Source organism: Streptomyces sp. WMMB303 (assembly GCF_029351045.1).
Classification (GTDB): Bacteria; Actinomycetota; Actinomycetes; order Streptomycetales; family Streptomycetaceae; genus Streptomyces.
In genome coordinates this window covers 4,888,172-4,903,660 of the sequence record NZ_JARKIN010000001.1, presented here as the reverse complement: position 1 = coordinate 4,903,660, position 15,489 = coordinate 4,888,172, and the positions used below count along the sequence as shown (strand labels likewise).

Sequence of the window (15,489 nt, the reverse complement as noted above, 5' to 3'; positions counted from 1 at the left end):
GCCATGACCAACCCTTTCGAGGACCCCGACGGCACCTACGTCGTACTCGTCAACGACGAGGGGCAGCACTCGCTGTGGCCCGAGTTCATCGACGTACCCGATGGCTGGACCGTCGCCAAGTCGGCTGACACGAGGGACGCCTGCCTCGCGTATGTCGAGGAGAACTGGACGGACATGCGGCCGGCCAGCCTGATCGCGGCCATGGCCGCCGCGGAGTCCTGAAGCGGCTGAAGGCCGCCCCCTGGTGGCGCTCTCAGTGGGAGAGCGCCACCGGTCTCCAACCTCTCTGGTAAGGGCACGGAATCGATGGGTACACCGACAGTGGCCGACGGCGGCACACCCCCCGGACCCGGGATCGCTTCGGCCGTTCCGCGGTGGCGGAGCGAGCCGCGGCATGCCGACACGCCGAGGACCGAGTACGAGTGCCCGGTCCCGGCCGACACGGTCCGGGGCCTCGGCGCACTCGCCGACCGGCTGCGGGTGCGGCCCGAGTCCGTACTCCTTGCCGCGCATGCGAAGGTCCTCGCCGTGCTCAGCGGAGAGCGGGACGTCCTGACCGGGGTCCTCGCACCCGGCGGGGGCGACCCGGAGCCGTGCGGTCTGCTGGTGGCGGACGGCGACTGGCACCAGTTGGTGCTCGCCGCCGAGCGTGCCATGCCGTCGTCGGCGGGGTCGGAGCAGCCCGCTCCTGCTGCCTCCGGTTTCGAGGTGGTTCTCGACCTATCGGCCTTCTCCGCCGTCGGCCCTGCCACGTCCGCGGTGCCCGCCGGCCGGGCGGCCGATGACGGATTGCCGGGTACCTGCGTTCTGCGTGTCGGCTTCCGCGCGGAGCGGGACGGAGTGCGCCTGCGGCTGCTGGGCCGCAGCGACGTCCTCGATGGCCCCTACGCCGAGCGCGTCGGCGGCTACCTGCTCACCGCCCTCGCGACGATGACCGCCGACGGCACGGCTGAGCATCACCTGCGGAGTCTGTTGTCCGCCGCGGAGCTCGCCCATCAGATCGACGGGCTGGCCGGGCCGCGGCGCCCCCTGCCGGACCGGCGGATGCACGAGCTGTTCGAGGAGCGGGTGCGCGAGCACCCCGATCGGGTCGCCGCCGTGCACGACGGCACGGAGTGGAGCTACGACGCACTCAACCGCCGCGCCAACCGGATCGCCCACGCGCTGCTCACCCGCGGGCTGTGTCCCGAGGACGTGGTGGCGGTGGTCACCGAGCGGAACCTGCCCTGGATGGCCGCGGTCCTCGGTGTCCTCAAAGCGGGGGGTGTGTATCTCCCGGTGGAGCCGCATTTCCCGGCCGACCGGATCGCGGCCATGCTCGGTCGCAGTGCATGCCGTTTCGTGCTCACCGAGCCCGGCAGCACAGCGACTCTCGATCAGGCGTCGGCGGATCCCGGCTCGCGTGGGTCCTCCGGCCGACCGGAGCCGGACAGCGAGGTGCCGACGCGCCTGTATCTCGCCGACGTTCTGGCGGAGGAGCGGGAGGGGGTGGACGTCGATCCTCGTGTTCCCGTCGGTGCCGGACAGCTCGCGTATATCTACTTCACCTCCGGTTCGACGGGCGAGCCGAAGGGCGCGATGTGCGAGCACGCGGGCATGCTCAACCATCTCCTCGCCAAGATCGAGGATTTGGAGATCGATGCCGGGCAGGTGGTCGCCCAGACCGCGCCGCAGTGCTTCGACATCTCCCTGTGGCAGCTCGTGAGCGGGTTGCTGGTGGGGGCCCGCACGCTGGTCGTCGGGCAGCGGGAGGTCCTCGACATCGAGCGGTATGTCGAAGCGCTGGTCGGCGGCGGGGTGGAAGTGCTGCAGGTCGTCCCCTCCTACCTGGAGGTGATGCTCTCCTGGGTGGAGGAGAAGCAGCGCGGACTCGGCCGCCTCCGGGTGGTCTCCGCGACCGGTGAGGCGCTGAAGAAGGAGCTGGTCGAGCGCTGGTTCGCGGTGTTCCCCCACATCAGGCTGGTGAACGCCTACGGGCTGACCGAGACGTCGGACGACACCAACCACGCGGTCATGGACCGGGTGCCCGACCACGACCGGGTGCCCCTCGGCCCCGCCGTCCGCAACGTCCGGGTCTACGTGGTCGACGAGCAGCTCGTCCCGGTCCCGCTCGGGGCACCCGGGGAGATCGTCTTCTCCGGGGTGTGCGTGGGCCGCGGCTACATCAACGATCCGGTGCGGACGGCCGCCGCCTTCGGTACCGATCCCCACCGGCCGGGGGAGCGCCTCTACCGCTCGGGGGACATCGGCCGCCGGCTCCCCGACGGTGCGCTGGAGTTCCTGGGCAGGCGGGATTCCCAGACCAAGATCCGCGGGTTCCGCATCGAGATCGGTGAGATCGAGAACCATCTGCTGCGCGTGCCGGGCGTACGGGACTCCGCGGTCGTCGTCGTGGAGGGAACCGACGGGGAGAAGCATCTGGCCGCCTTCTACGCCGCGGACCTTCCGCTGTCCGTGGACGAGGTGCGCAAGGTTCTCGGCGGCGCCCTGCCCGCGTACATGGTGCCGCGGATCTACCACCACCGGGAGGCCCTGCCGCTCACCGGCAACGGCAAGATCGACAAGAAGGTGCTGGCCCGGGAGGCGACCGAGGCCGCGTCCCGCTCCGCGGAGCCCGCCGCACCCGGCGGGGAGACCGTGCCCCGGACGGCGACGGAGCGGCGGCTGGCCGAGCAGTGGGCGCGGGTGCTGAACATCCCGCTCGCGGAGATCACCCGGGGGCAGCACTTCTTCGAGTCCGGCGGCACCTCGCTCTCGGCGGTCCGCCTCGGAGTCGAGAGCGGCGGCACCGCCTCGCTCGAGGACATCGTCAACAACCCCGTTCTGGCCGAGCTGGCCAGGGTCATGGACGAGCACCAGCAGCAGGGGAAGGAACAGAGCACATGACGCAGCCGTCCGCACCGACGCCGACTGCCGAGGAGCAGCCCGCCGACGATCTCGGCCTGGAACTGGCTCCCGGGAAGCCCCCGATCCTGCGCGTCGGCGCGCCTGTGGGGGCCGACGCGCTCCAGGACTGGATCGGCGAGCGCGCACAGTCGCTGGAGGCGGCCGTGCTCCGCCACGGTGCCGTGCTGATCCGCGGCCTGGAGGCGCGCGACGCGGCAGCTCTCGGCCGCCTCGGCGAGCGGCTCCTGGGACGGCACCTGACCCAGACGGAGGCGTTCGCGCGGCGCCGTCCGCTGGGCGGGCCGGTCTTCTCGTCCCTGGAGTGGCCGCCGGACCAGCCGATGTGCATGCACCACGAGTTGAGCTATGCCCTGGAGTTTCCCCGGCTGCTGCTCATGGGATGCTTCACGCCCCCGGCCGCCGGCGGCGTCACCGGACTCGCCGATGCCGAAGCGGTGCTCGCGGCCCTGCCCCCGGCCGTCGTGGAGCGCTTCACGGAGGTCGGCTGGTCGCTGACGCGTTCTTACAACGACCTGGTCGGGGTGCCCTGGACCGAGGCGCTGGACGCGCCCGACCGGGCGGCAGCGGAGAAGTACTGCCGGGCCAACGGCATCGCCTACGACTGGCAGCCGGACGGCGGGCTGCGGACCAGGCAGCGCCGCTCGGCGGTCATCCGGCACCCCCGGACCGGGCGCCGGGTCTGGTTCAACCAGATCGCGTTCCTCAACGAATGGACGATGGATCCCGCGGTGCGGGAGTACCTGGTGGCGCAGTTCGGCGCGGACGGGCTGCCGTTCAACAGCCGGTACGGCGACGGGGCGGCTGTCGAGGCGGAGGTCGTGGAGGCCGTCAACGAGGCGTACGAAGCGGCGACGGTGCGCGAACCGTGGCAGGCCGGAGACGTCCTCCTGGTCGACAACATCCGTATGGCGCACAGCCGCGAGCCGTACACCGGATCGCGCGAGGTCGGCATGGTTCTGGGCGCCCCGGTGCGCCTGGCCGACTGCGCCCCCACCCATCTGCCCGACGTGGCTTCCTGACCTGTCGGCCGCGCCTTGCACATCCCCTCTCCAGAACGGAGCCGCGCTTCGTCATGAACGCACAGATCCCTCCCTTCGCCGTCATCCCCGGCTCACAGGTGCACGAGGTACTCACCGGGCAGGAGCGGCTGCTCATCGAGCTGATCGAGGCTACCTACCGGGTGCACGGCGAGGGAGACACGGTCAACCCGCCCTCGTACTTCCTGCGGTTCCCCGACCGGCCCGCCTCGCGCATCATCGCCCTGCCCGCGTCCGTCGGCGGGCGGACCCGGGTCGACGGGGTGAAGTGGATATCCAGCTTTCCGCAGAACATCGAGGCCGGGATCCCCCGGGCCTCCGCGGTCGCGATCCTCAACGACCAGGAGACCGGCTATCCGATCGCCTGTATGGAGAGTTCCATCATCAGCGCCGCGCGCACCGCGGCCTCGGCGGCCCTGGCCGCGGACTGGCTGACCAGGGAGCGCGGGCGGCCGCGTCGCGTCGGCTTCTTCGGCACCGGCTTCATCGCCCGCTACATCCACACCTATCTGCACGCCGCCGGCTGGTCTTTCGACGAGGTGGGCGTGCACGATCTCAGCCCCGAGCACGCGGACGGATTCCGCTCCTACCTGGAACGGTCCGGCGGCGGCGGTCGGGTCACCGTGCACGGGACGGCGGAGGAGCTGGTCGGCTCCAGCGACCTGGTGGTGTTCGCGACGGTGGCGGGAGTCCCGCACGTCAGCGACCCTTCGTGGTTCTCGCACAACCCGGTGGTGCTGCATGTCTCGCTGCGTGACCTGGCGCCGGAGATCGTGCTCACGTCGGCCAACATCGTCGACGATGTCGAACACTGCCTGAAGGCCGACACCTCACCGCACCTGGCCGAACAGCGCGTGGGGCACCGCGACTTCCTGGACGGGACGCTCTTCGACGTGATGACGGACCGGGTGCGGGTGCCCGCCGACCGCCCGGTGATCTTCTCGCCGTTCGGCCTGGGCGTGCTCGACCTCGCGGTGAGCAAACACGTCTACGACGCCGTACGCGAGCGGGGCGAACTGGGCGTCGTCGACGGCTTCTTCCACGAGACCAGCCGCTACGGGGACGTCGGGGCCGACGATGAACATGCTTAGGGCGGGGTGGCCACGTTGACGGTGATCAGCGCACCGCAGGACTTCAACACCGAGGACCTCTACATAGATCTGCGGCCGCTTCTGGGAAGCGCGCTCCATCTCAAGTGCGAGGGATTCAACTTCGCCGGTTCCATCAAACTCAAGGCGGCCGCGGCCATGGTGGCGCAGGCCGAGGAGTCCGGACTGCTGACGGAGGACTCCGTCCTGGTCGAGTCGTCCTCGGGCAATCTGGGCGTGGCACTCAGCATGATCGCCGCGAACGCGGGCTACCGCTTCCTCTGTGTGACCGACGCCCGGTGCAACCAGAGCACGCGCCGGCTGATGGAGGCCATGGGGACCGAGGTGTACTCCGTGAACCGGCCGGACGCGGAAGGCGGCTTCCTGGGCGCGCGGCTGGAGTACGTCCGGGACCTGTGCGCCTCCGACCCGCGCTACGTGTGGCTCAACCAGTACACGAACGCGCACAACTGGATCGCCCACCACCGGACCACGGCCCCCGCGATCGCCGAGCAGTTCCCCGACCTCGACGTGCTCTTCGTCGGCGCCGGCACCACGGGCACCCTGATGGGGTGCGCCCGCTACTTCCGCGAGTCGGGACGCCCGGTGACCGTCGTGGCGGTCGACACCGTGGGGTCGGTGACCTTCGGCGGCTCGCCCCGGACCCGGATGATCCCGGGACTCGGCGCGGGCGTCCGCCCGCAGCTCCTGGACGCCTCCTACGTCGACGACGTGGTGATGGTGCCGGAACCGGAGACGGTGCGCGCCTGCCGCAGGTTGGCCGGGGCGGGATTCCTGTTCGGCGGCTCGACCGGGACGGTCGTGGCCGGAGCGCAGCGGTGGCTCGCCACCCACCGGCCGGGAGCCGAGGTGACCGCCGTGGCGATCTCACCCGACCTGGGCGAGCGCTACCTGGACACGGTCTACCGCAACTCCTGGGTCCAGGACGTGTACGGGGTGGCCGCGTTCGCCGAGGAGGACTCCGCGCTGGACGGCCTGCCGCTGGCCGAGTTCCCGGCCCGATGAGCGGCGCCGGCCGCTCCGTCCGGGCCCTGCGGCGGGCGCTGTGCGCCGTCGATCCCGGCGGCGCCACTCCGCGGCCGGACGGGGCGGCCCGCACCGGACCGGCCGCACCGGCCGGGAGGCGGCGCGAGGTGCGGGCCCCGCGCCGGTCCCGGTGCCGGGGCTCAGCCGCTCTCGCCGGCCCGGTCGGCCAGCAGCCTGCGGTCGACCTTTCCGTTGGGGTTGCGGGGCAGGGTGTCCAAGAGGTGCACGCTGTCGACGATCGAGTGCCGCGGGAGCTGCTGCGCGCAGTGGCGCTTCAGCTCGATGAGAGACGGCGCGGGCTCCGAGGCGGGCACCACGTGCGCGACGATACGGGCGTCGATGCCGCTGCCCGCCACCTGCACGGCGGCATCCGCCACTCCCTCGTGGCTCTGCAGTACGGCCTCGATCTCGCTCAGTTCGATGCGGTTGCCGCGTACCTTCACCATGCTGTCCCGGCGGCCGACGAACTGCAGGCTCCCGTCCCCCAGCACCTGGGCGAGATCGCCGGTCGCATAGGTCCGGTCGGTCACCGGCGGGCGGCCCCAGTAGCCGAGCATCACGCTCGGTCCGGTGACGACGATCTCGCCTTCCTCGCCGGTCCCGGCCCGGCTGCCGTCGGGCCGCAGCACGGTTACGGAATTTCCGCACGCGCCGGTGCCGATGGGTACCGGGAGAATACGGCCCGGGTCGATCTCCACGACCTCGTGGCCGGTACTGATGATGGTCTCGGCCGGGCCGTAGAGATTCATGAACCGGCAGTACGGGAGGTGGGCGCGCAACTCCCGCAGCGGGCCGATGGGGAAGACCTCTCCGGCGAACAGCAGAAAACGCAGCGACGGCACGGGGGTGTCCAGTAGGCCACCGTGCCGCATCATCAGCATGAGGGCTGCGGGAACCGAATACCAGACGGTTATCCGGTGGTCCAGCAGAAACTGCACGAGTCCCTTCGCCGAATATGCGGTCTCCTGCGGCACCAGGTGCACGGAAGCGCCGACGGAGAACGGCACATAGATATCGTTGACGGACAGGTCGAAATGGAAAGGAGCGTGATTGGAGTACCGGTCCGCTGCGTGTGCCTTCTGGGTCTCGGCCGCCCAGGAGACGAAGGCCCATGCGCTGTTGTGGCTGTGGCACACGCCCTTGGGTTCGCCGGTCGAACCCGAGGTGTAGAGGATGAAGGCGAGGTCGTCCTCGGTGCCGGTGGGCGAGGGGAGGGTCCGGTCCGGCGCGGGCGGCCGGCCGGCCGGCAGGCGCTCCCAGGGAGAGCCGTCCGGCCAGCGGCGGAGGGTTGCCGGAGCGGTGCCGAACTCCGCCAGTGATTCTTCCCGCTCCGGCGGCGCCACCAGGGCCCTGGGTGCGAAGTCGGCCACCAGTTTCGCCGTGCGGCGGGGTGGGGCCTGCGGATCGAGTGGAACATAGGCGGCGCCCAGCCGCAGCACGGCCTGCATCGCGGCGACGGCGGCCGCCGATTTGTCGAGCCATATTCCGACCCGGTCCCCGCGGCCCACGCCGAGGCGAGCGAGTTCGAGGGCGAGCGCATCAGCCCAGTCGTCCAGATATCCGTATGTCGCTGCGCCGTCCGGACCGACCACGGCGGTGGCGTCCGGGATATTTCGGGCTGCGTCCCGCACGAGTTGGTGGAGCATCACGGTACGTCTCCGTATCTCTTGGCCCGCACAGCCGGGAGGATTTGGTCAAATCCTGCGAACCTTGACAGGTTTTCCGGCGGCTCAGTAGCATCCGGCAGCATAGTAGCGTGACGGCGAGTCGGGCGGTGGTTCCGGCGAAGAACTGATGCGGACTCGGGGGTCCATGTGCGGGACAATGAGGTTTTCGAGGCTGTCAAGGGATATGTGGAGGAGAGTGTCCTGAAGGGGCAAGGAGAAGTGGAGGGGGATACTCCGCTGTTGGAATGGGGGATTCTCGATTCCCTCTCCGTGGCCCGGCTCGGAAATTTCGTCGAGAAGCGCTTCGATGTGGTCCTGCCCACCGGGAGCGCCGTCGGGGAGAGGTTCCACAGCCTCGACTCGGTCTGCGAGTTCGTCGCCGAACTGCGTTCCGGGCGTACCGGGACCGAGCCGGCCGCTCCGCACGATGCGGCGTAGGGACGTCCCGCCCGGCGGGCGGGGAGAGGGTGACTGATGGCCGCACAACTGGCGCTGTCCTCGGCCCAGACCGGAGTCTGGATGGCGCAGCAGCTCGACCCGGAGGACAGGTCCTTCAACATCGGCGAGTACTGCGACATCGCCGGGCCGGTGCAGCCGGACCTCCTCCAGCAGGCGCTCCGCGAGGTCGTGGCGGCGACCCCGGCCCTGCGGGCGCGGTTCGACATCGGTGACGAGGGGCTGTGCCAATATGTCGACGACACCGTCGACATCCCGTTGCACCGCATCGACGTCAGCGGCGACCCCGACCCCCGGCAGGCCGCCGAGCGGTGGATGCGGCAGGACCTGGCCAAGGAGTACGACCTCGCCGAAGGCCCCCTCGTCACCTGGGCGCTGTTCACGCTGGGGGCAGAGCGCACCCTGTGGTACCGCGCGGCCCACCACATCGTCCTCGACGGCTTCGGCCTGGCCCTGATCGCCTCTCACGTGGCCGACGTCTACACGGCGCTGGCGACCGGCCGGCCCCGCAGGCCGCGCCCGCCGGGCACCCTGGAGCAGGTCATCGCCTCCGACCTCGCCTATCAGGAGTCCGAGGAGTACCCGCGCGACCGGCAGTTCTGGCTGGACCGGCTCGCCGGGCAGACCGAGACGGCCGCCTTCACCGATTGGCGGCCGACCGCCTCCCGCGCCTCGCTGCGCGAGAGCGGCCACCTCACACCCGCGGACTTCGATGTCCTGCGCGGTGCGGCCCGCGCACTCGACGTGACCTGGCCCGAGGTGGTCGTCGCCGCGGTCGCCGTGCGGCTGCAGCAGGCCACCGGCGTCCGGGAACCGGTCGTCGGCCTGCCGGTGACCGCCCGCACGGAACCGATGCTGCGCAGGGTGCCCGGCATGGTGACCAACGTGGTGCCGCTGCGGCTCTCGTTCGGCCCGGACACCCCCTTCGCCGATGTGGTGGCCCAGACCTCGCAGCGTCTGGAGGAAGCACTGCGGCACCAGCGCTACCCCCAGGAGCATCTGGTGCGCGAGCTGCCCGCACTTCCCGAGGGGAGAAAGCAGTTCGGCCCCGACATCAACATCATGTCCTTCAACTACCACGGGGACTACGCGGGCCATCCGGCCACCGTGCACACCCTGTGCTCCGGTCCGGTCGAGGACCTGACGATCAACGTCTACGACCGGATGGACGGCCGCGGCCTGCAGATCGCTCTGGACGGCAACGCCGAACTCTACGACCGCGCTCAACTGACCCGGCTCGTCGAGGACATCGTCGCCCTGCTCCGCTCGGTCAGCGGCCTGCTGGAGCAGGCGCCCGCAGCGCCCTGACCCCGCCCGGCACCGCCGGCGGCCGGCCCGCCACCCGGGTGGGCGGCCGCGGGGCGGAGACCGGGCGATGTCCGGCCCGGGCGTTCACCGCAGCCGGGTCCGCTGCTTCGCTGGCGGCGGACCGCAGACGGCGGAGGGAGCCGGCATGGAGATCGAGGGTGCGACCGCGCCCGTGGTCGCGGTCGTCGGAGTCGTCGGGACGCTGCTGTCCGCGCTGCTGACCCAGCGCGCGGCAGACCGCAGCCGCCGCCGCGAGCAGGACCGCGCCGAGGAGCTGTGGCAGCGCCGCAGCCAGGCTCAGGAGCTGCGGTCGTGCTATGTGGCACTGAACACCTCAGCGCGGCAGTACCTGGCCGCACTCACCGACCAGTTGCACGCATTGGGCCGCACCGAGGATCTGGCCTCCGCACGGCAGCGGCTGACCGAGGCCCGGGACCAGTACCGGGACGTGTACGCCGAGGCCCAGATGCGGGTGCCGGAGCGGGTGCTCGACCTCGCGGGTGATCTCAGCCGCGACCTGGGCGCGGTCTACGGCACCGTCCGGCGCCTGGACGAGGGCGTATCGCGGGAGGGGGACTCCCCGGCCGCGGCCCAGCGGCGCATCGACGCGCTGTGGGGCCGGCTGCGGCAGGCGCGCCGCGAGATGCGCGCCGAACTGGGCGTCTCCCGGTCGGATTCCGGGCGTTGAGCTGCGAAAGCACGAGATCGCCTCCCAACGGCGCCCTCGGATCGGCATAGTGGCGGTTGCCCGGGCCGGAGGCCCGAGTCTGTCGAGGGTCCCGGAGAGGAGGGCTGCCCGTGAACGGCGAGGAGACAGGTGGTGTCGCGGGACTGCGTGCCTGGGCGGCCGACGCCGCCGAGCGGGCCAAGCGGCTGCTGCCCGCCGTTCGCGACGGCGCGGTGCCGCCGGGCGCCTACGACGCGTCCGTCGCCGAACTCGAGCAACTGGAACGGCTGCTGGACCACGAGCCGGGCCTGCGCAGCGCGGTGCGTGTCTGGCTCGGAGGTGCGCTGGCCGCGCGGAGCCTCGCCGGCTGCGGCGGGCCGGGGGACCGCGAGCGTGCCGAGGCGCTGCTGCGCGGCGTACGGGACCGTGCGACGGAGCAGGGCGCGGCCGCGTGCGAGGAGGACCGCCGCTGGGCGGCGTTCTTCCTGCTGCCGCTCGTCTCACCGCTGCAGATGCAGCCGGGCGCTTCGGGCGGCGCGCCCGACCTCTCCGCCTACGCCGCGTGGGCGGCCCGGACCGGCCCCGCCGGAATGGCGCAGGCCGCGGCGGAGCTTCAGACGCTGATCGGGGAGGTGCTCGAACTGCCGCTGCCGGAGGACTTCCTGGCCCAACTCCGGCAGATGCACCGCGCCACCACCGCTCCGTCGGGACTGTCGCTCCCCGACCTGCTCGCGACCATGATGCCCGCCGGCTCACCCTTCGCGGAGCAGATGCGGCAGACGATGGAGAACGCTTTCACCGCGGCCGGGGGCTCCACCGGCAACGCCGCCGCTTCCGCGGCCCCGCCCGGCCCCCCGGACCGCGAGCCGCCCGGACCCGGGCCGGGCCAGGACGGCCCGTCCTCGTCGGCGGAGCGGGCCGACCCGGCCGGGTCCGGCCCGCGACCCGGCCCGCCCCGGCCCGCGGACCCGCCTCCGGGGCCGTCCGCGGACAGTGACCCGCCTCCGGGCCGGCCGACGCCTCGGGGACCCGCGTTCACCCCGGACGACATCCACCGCCTCACCGCCGCCATGGACGCCGTCCATGCCACCACCTGGGGTCTGGAGGACGTGCTCAAGAACGGCGACCCCGAGGCACTCGACGCCCTGCTGCGGCGACTGCATGCCGTCCAGGGCCTGCCGCCCCCCGGCCCGGATCCGACCGACGCGCTGGAGACTCTGCGGGCACTGCTGCTCAACATCTCTCCCGGCGTCGGCGGCACCCACGAGGACAGCGCGGCGGGGCGCGCCCACCTGTCGGCCGTCGTCGGCCACCTCAGCTCGCTGGCGGGCAAGCTGCCCGCCGGAGTCGGGGACCCGGCGCTCTGGGGCCGGGCGTTCGCGCTGTACACCCGGGTCCTGGCGGCGGGTGAGACGGAGGAGGTCCACACGCTCCGCCAACTGGTGGCCGAGGCGGAGGCGCTGGAGGGCTCCGTTCCCGACGACGAGCCGTTCCGGTTCGTCGTCCTGTGGGCACTGGGCGCGGCCCTCGCCAGGCTGGGCACCGTCACCGGGGACAGGGCGATGGTGCTGCGTGCGCTGCCGTACATCGAGCGGGGGCACGCGGGGGTGAGCGCCCTCCCGTTCGCCGACCGGCTGCCGCTTCCGCCCCTCCCGGACTTCGACCTGCTCCGCGCGGGCCTCGGCGGCGACCCGGCGCCGGTGCACGAGCATGTTCCCGCGCCCCCCGACGCCTCGCCGGAGGAACTGCACGCCGCCGCGCTCGACCTGGCCCTGCGCTTCTCCCTCACCCGCGACCCCGCCCTCCTCGACGCGCTGATCGGCCAACTGGAGCGGGTCCGCGACCGGGTCCGGGAGGGGAAGGCGCCGCGGATCGCCGCCGACGTGCTGTGGGAGCTGGCCCAGGCGTACCGCGAACGGGCGGTTCTCCAGGACGAGGTGGCCGACATCGCAGCGCTGGAGGCGGCCAAGGAGGCGCTGACGGCGCTCGCCGCCGACGTCCTCCTCCAAGCCGGTGCCGAGCACGGGCTGCTGGCGGCCCGCTCCGGTGCGAACAGGGGGGTGCAGGCCGCGCTGTGGGCGGCCTCGCAGGGACGGCTGCACGAGGCGGTGGCCGTGCTGGAACTGGGGCGCGCGCTGGTGCTGCATGCGGCGTCCACGTCCTCCGCGGTTCCCGAACTGCTCGATGCGGGGGGACACCACACGCTCGCCGAGCAGTGGCGGGCGGCCCGCGGGGCGGCCGGGGACGCAGCGGAGAGTGACGAGGGCGGGGTACCGGGCCGGATGCCGAGCACACTGCGCCGTCGGGCTCTGGAAGCACTGGGCTACCGGGACGAGGACGGTCTGCTCGCCACCCCGTCGCTGAGTGCCCTCTCGGACGGGGTGGCGGACAGCGGCGCCGACGCGCTCGTCTACCTCGTCCCCGGCGAGGGTGAGAATCCCGGCGTGGTGCTCGTCGTGGCGCCCCGGCTCGGTGCCGCGGTCGGGGTGGCGCCGCTGCTGTCCGGTAGCGGGTCCGGCCCGTTGGAGGACTACCTCGACGCCACCGCCGCCCGCGACGCCGCGGGGAGCGGGCGTTCCGCCGATCCGTCCGCCGAGCAGACCTGGGACGAGACCCTCGCGGCGCTCTGCGACTGGGCCTACGCGGTGCTCGACCCGGTACTCGGCGGGGTGCGCGAAAGGTTGGCGGAGCGGCCGACGCAAGGCCGCGAGGCTGCGGACCGGCCCGCGGAAGACCGCGAGGCGGCGGAACGGCCGGCGGCGGACGGGCTGCTCCGGATCGTCCTGGTGCCCTGCGGGCGGCTCGGCATCGTCCCCTGGCACGCCGCGAGCCGGGCGGGTGCGGCGGGCCGGGAACACCTGTGCCGGAACACGGTGGTCAGCTACGCGGCGTCCGGCGGCGAGTTCCTGCGCTCGGTGCGCCGCGCGCCGCGGGATCCGGCGGCGGCGCCGGTGCTGCTGGCCGATCCGGGCATGGACCTGGCGCACGCGGAAGTCGAGGTCATGGCGCTGCGGGACGCCTTCTACCGGGAAGCGCGAATGTGCGGAGGGATCTTCGAGCTGCCGGAGGAGGAACTGCACCCCGGCACGCCCGAGGACGTGCTCGCGCTGCTCGCCGGTGGGGCCTCGCTGCTCCACATCGCCTCCCACGGATCGGCGGGCACCCGCCCCACGGTCTCCGCCCTGCACCTTGCCGCGCCGGAGGACACCGGGGGCCCGGACGCACACGGGACGGGGCCGGATCCCGGCATGCTGACGGTGACCAGGCTGCTGGACCGGCCCGCCGCGCGAGGGGGTGCCGAGCGCGCGGACTCCACCGGGGCGGGCGCCGGGGCGCCGCTGGTCGTGCTGAGCGCCTGCCAGACCGATCTGAGCACTCGCGATCACGACGAGGCGCTGACCCTCACCACGGCTTTCGTCTCGGGCGGGGCGCGGGACGTCGTGGGCTCGCGGTGGCGGACCGACGACGCGGTGTCGGCGCTGCTGATGGCCGTCTTCCACCACTACGCGACCGTCGACGGGCTCGGTCCCGCCGACGCGCTCAGGGCCGCGCAACTGTGGATGCTCGACCCGGACCGGAAGAACCCGGGCTCGCTCCACGGCCCGCTGCTGCGGCAGATGGAGCGACCCGATCTGGACCGGGCCCGTTTCTGGGCCGCCTTCATCCACCAGGGGCACCCGGGGCGGGGCCGCCGGGTGCCGGACACGGACCGAGGAGGACCGAGGCAGGCCGAGGGGGGCTGAAGAAGGCGGGGGAGGCCGGGAAAGGCCGAGGACGGCCGAGGAAGGGGAAGGGGAAGGGATGAGCGACGACGGAGCGGGTGACCGGCCCGGCGCACCGGTGCACCCTCTGCTCGCACTGGTCGGTGAGCACCGGGAGGCCGTGCGTGCGGCGCTCGGCGAGGAGCAGTACGCGCTGCTGCTGGCCCGGTTGGAAGCTCTGGCGAGCACCTCGGCGGACGATGACCGGGCGGTGCGCAGGGCGTTCCAGGGCGTGCGGGTGCTCCTGACACGGCTGTCGCTGCCCTACGACCATCCGGTGCATCGCGCGCTGGACTCCGACCGGCTGGCCGGGACACCGCCGGGACCGGCGACCGTCGCGGACGCGCGGGAGCTGGCCACCGCGCTGACGGGATTCCCGGCAGCCGGTTCCGGCCCTGCCCCCGACCCGGTCCCTGTCCCCGACCAGGCCCCCGGCGCCGACTCCGATCCTGGCGCCGGCCCCGATCCGGGCCCCGGGAGCGTCCTGGACATCCACGAACGGCTGCTTCGGGAACCGGCCCTTCCCGCGGACGAGGCGCGGGCCCGTTGCGGGGGAGCGGCGCCGCCCTCCGAACTGATCAGGCTCTCCGATCCGCTGGGGCGCGAGCACTACCCGGCGTTCCAGTTCGCCGCGGCCGACGGTGCCCCGCGCGAGGTCGTCCTGGAGGTCAACCGGCTGCTGCTCGCGGATATCGACCCCTGGGGCGCGGCGGCCTGGTGGCTGGAGGGCAACACCTGGCTCGGCGGCGCGCCCGCCTCGCTGCTGGGACACCTGCCCGACCGCGCACTGGTGGGTGCGGCCGCCGCTCTGGTGGAGGAGGACTGATGGGCGCCCTCTTCCCCATGACGTCGCTGCAACTGCGCCCCAACCACCGGGTGCTCCCGGCGGGCACCCTGTTGTGGCGGGTGCACAGCGCGCGCCGTGCCCCGGACGCGTTCAACCCGACGCTCGCCGACCCGTTCGAGTTCCGGAAGGGCAACCGCTTCGACGGCACGTCGCTGGACCCGTACCACTGCCTGTATCTGGCCGACACCCCGACCACGGCGCTCGCCGAGAGTGTGCTGCGCTCGCGTCCCTTCGAACCGCCCGCGGGTCTGCGGCTGATCCCCTACGCCGCGGTCCGGGGCCGCTCGTTGAGCGCCGTGCGGACCAGGTGCGCATTGGACCTGGTCTCGCTGGTCGAGGCGGAGGACCTGGCCGCGGTCTGCCAGGACGCCACGCTTCTGGAGGACGAGCGCAACTACGTCCCGGCCAGGCGCTGGGCGAGCGAGATCCGGGCGCAGGCGCCGGGTGCCATGGGGCTGGTCTGGCAGTCGCGGCACAACCGGCCGCAGCACGCGCTGGTGCTCTTCCACGACCGGTTCGCCCGCTGGGACGGCAAGCCGTTGGAGGCCGTGGCGGACGGCGGTGTCCCGGCCCTGGACTCCGCCGACGGCATCGCCGCGGTCAATCGCCTGCTCGAACCTCTCCGGGCGCGGATCTCCGAGCCGGCGGGGAGGTGAGGCGGGTTCCCGTCCGGGGATGCCGAGCGGCGGCGTCCCCGGCCGCGG

At 72.7% G+C, this 15,489-nt stretch carries 12 protein-coding genes; 11 read left to right on the top strand and 1 reads right to left on the bottom strand.

Features of this window, described 5'->3' with window-relative positions; all coding sequences use genetic code 11:
* The first annotated feature begins 3 nt into the window (after nucleotides 1-3).
* From P2424_RS21755 to sbnA, 5 genes are all read left to right on the top strand, one after another.
* A complete protein-coding gene (locus tag P2424_RS21755; protein ID WP_027761024.1) occupies nucleotides 4-222 on the top strand; it encodes an MbtH family protein in 219 nt (72 codons plus the stop codon).
* 84 nt (nucleotides 223-306) lie between these two features.
* A complete protein-coding gene (locus P2424_RS21750) occupies nucleotides 307-2,886 on the top strand; it encodes an amino acid adenylation domain-containing protein (protein ID WP_276477430.1) in 2,580 nt (859 codons plus the stop codon).
* Nucleotides 2,883-3,926 (top strand): TauD/TfdA family dioxygenase, encoded by a 1,044-nt coding sequence (locus P2424_RS21745; protein WP_276477429.1) that lies wholly within the window; start codon nucleotides 2,883-2,885, stop codon nucleotides 3,924-3,926. The genes P2424_RS21750 and P2424_RS21745 overlap by 4 nt, the downstream gene beginning before the upstream one ends.
* 53 nt (nucleotides 3,927-3,979) lie before the next feature.
* Nucleotides 3,980-5,035 (top strand): 2,3-diaminopropionate biosynthesis protein SbnB, encoded by a 1,056-nt coding sequence (gene sbnB / locus P2424_RS21740; RefSeq protein WP_276477428.1) that lies wholly within the window; start codon nucleotides 3,980-3,982, stop codon nucleotides 5,033-5,035.
* 15 nt (nucleotides 5,036-5,050) lie between these two features.
* Nucleotides 5,051-6,058 (top strand): 2,3-diaminopropionate biosynthesis protein SbnA, encoded by a 1,008-nt coding sequence (gene sbnA / locus P2424_RS21735; RefSeq protein WP_276479070.1) that lies wholly within the window; start codon nucleotides 5,051-5,053, stop codon nucleotides 6,056-6,058.
* Nucleotides 6,059-6,219: 161 nt separating this feature from the next.
* On the opposite strand, the gene P2424_RS21730 is transcribed toward sbnA, so the two are convergent.
* The gene (locus P2424_RS21730) at nucleotides 6,220-7,725 is read right to left on the bottom strand and encodes an amino acid adenylation domain-containing protein (RefSeq protein WP_276477427.1); all 1,506 of its coding nucleotides are present in this window, start codon (nucleotides 7,723-7,725) and stop codon (nucleotides 6,220-6,222) included.
* 261 nt (nucleotides 7,726-7,986) lie between these two features.
* Between P2424_RS21730 and P2424_RS21725 the strand changes: the two genes are divergently transcribed.
* The 6 genes from P2424_RS21725 to P2424_RS21700 all read left to right on the top strand — a co-directional run bounded on the left by P2424_RS21725 (nucleotide 7,987) and on the right by P2424_RS21700 (nucleotide 15,441).
* Complete coding sequence (locus tag P2424_RS21725; protein ID WP_346660111.1) at nucleotides 7,987-8,184, top strand: acyl carrier protein; 198 nt, start codon at nucleotides 7,987-7,989, stop codon at nucleotides 8,182-8,184.
* A gap of 36 nt (nucleotides 8,185-8,220) precedes the next feature.
* A complete protein-coding gene (locus tag P2424_RS21720; RefSeq protein WP_276477425.1) occupies nucleotides 8,221-9,510 on the top strand; it encodes a condensation domain-containing protein in 1,290 nt (429 codons plus the stop codon).
* A 145-nt stretch (nucleotides 9,511-9,655) separates the two neighbouring features.
* Entirely contained in the window at nucleotides 9,656-10,198 is a 543-nt protein-coding gene (locus tag P2424_RS21715) for a hypothetical protein (RefSeq protein WP_276477424.1), read from the top strand.
* A gap of 110 nt (nucleotides 10,199-10,308) precedes the next feature.
* Entirely contained in the window at nucleotides 10,309-13,920 is a 3,612-nt protein-coding gene (locus tag P2424_RS21710; protein ID WP_276477423.1) for a CHAT domain-containing protein, read from the top strand.
* A 58-nt stretch (nucleotides 13,921-13,978) separates the two neighbouring features.
* On the top strand, nucleotides 13,979-14,764 hold the full coding sequence (locus tag P2424_RS21705) for a hypothetical protein (protein WP_276477422.1): 786 nt from the start codon (nucleotides 13,979-13,981) through the stop codon (nucleotides 14,762-14,764).
* Entirely contained in the window at nucleotides 14,764-15,441 is a 678-nt protein-coding gene (locus tag P2424_RS21700) for an RES family NAD+ phosphorylase (protein WP_276477421.1), read from the top strand. Before P2424_RS21705 ends, P2424_RS21700 begins: the two co-directional genes overlap by 1 nt.
* Nucleotides 15,442-15,489 lie beyond the last annotated feature (48 nt).

Bases quoted from the DNA above. Each gene is read 5' to 3' on its own strand.
- sbnB (WP_276477428.1), top strand. From the start codon at position 3,980: ATGAACGCACAGATCCCTCCCTTCGCCGTCATCCCCGGCTCACAGGTG.
- P2424_RS21750 (WP_276477430.1), top strand. From the start codon at position 307: ATGGGTACACCGACAGTGGCCGACGGCGGCACACCCCCCGGACCCGGG.
- P2424_RS21730 (WP_276477427.1), bottom strand. From the start codon at position 7,725: ATGCTCCACCAACTCGTGCGGGACGCAGCCCGAAATATCCCGGACGCC.
- P2424_RS21715 (WP_276477424.1), top strand. From the start codon at position 9,656: ATGGAGATCGAGGGTGCGACCGCGCCCGTGGTCGCGGTCGTCGGAGTC.
- P2424_RS21755 (WP_027761024.1), top strand. From the start codon at position 4: ATGACCAACCCTTTCGAGGACCCCGACGGCACCTACGTCGTACTCGTC.
- P2424_RS21700 (WP_276477421.1), top strand. From the start codon at position 14,764: ATGGGCGCCCTCTTCCCCATGACGTCGCTGCAACTGCGCCCCAACCAC.
- P2424_RS21705 (WP_276477422.1), top strand. From the start codon at position 13,979: ATGAGCGACGACGGAGCGGGTGACCGGCCCGGCGCACCGGTGCACCCT.
- P2424_RS21745 (WP_276477429.1), top strand. From the start codon at position 2,883: ATGACGCAGCCGTCCGCACCGACGCCGACTGCCGAGGAGCAGCCCGCC.
- P2424_RS21720 (WP_276477425.1), top strand. From the start codon at position 8,221: ATGGCCGCACAACTGGCGCTGTCCTCGGCCCAGACCGGAGTCTGGATG.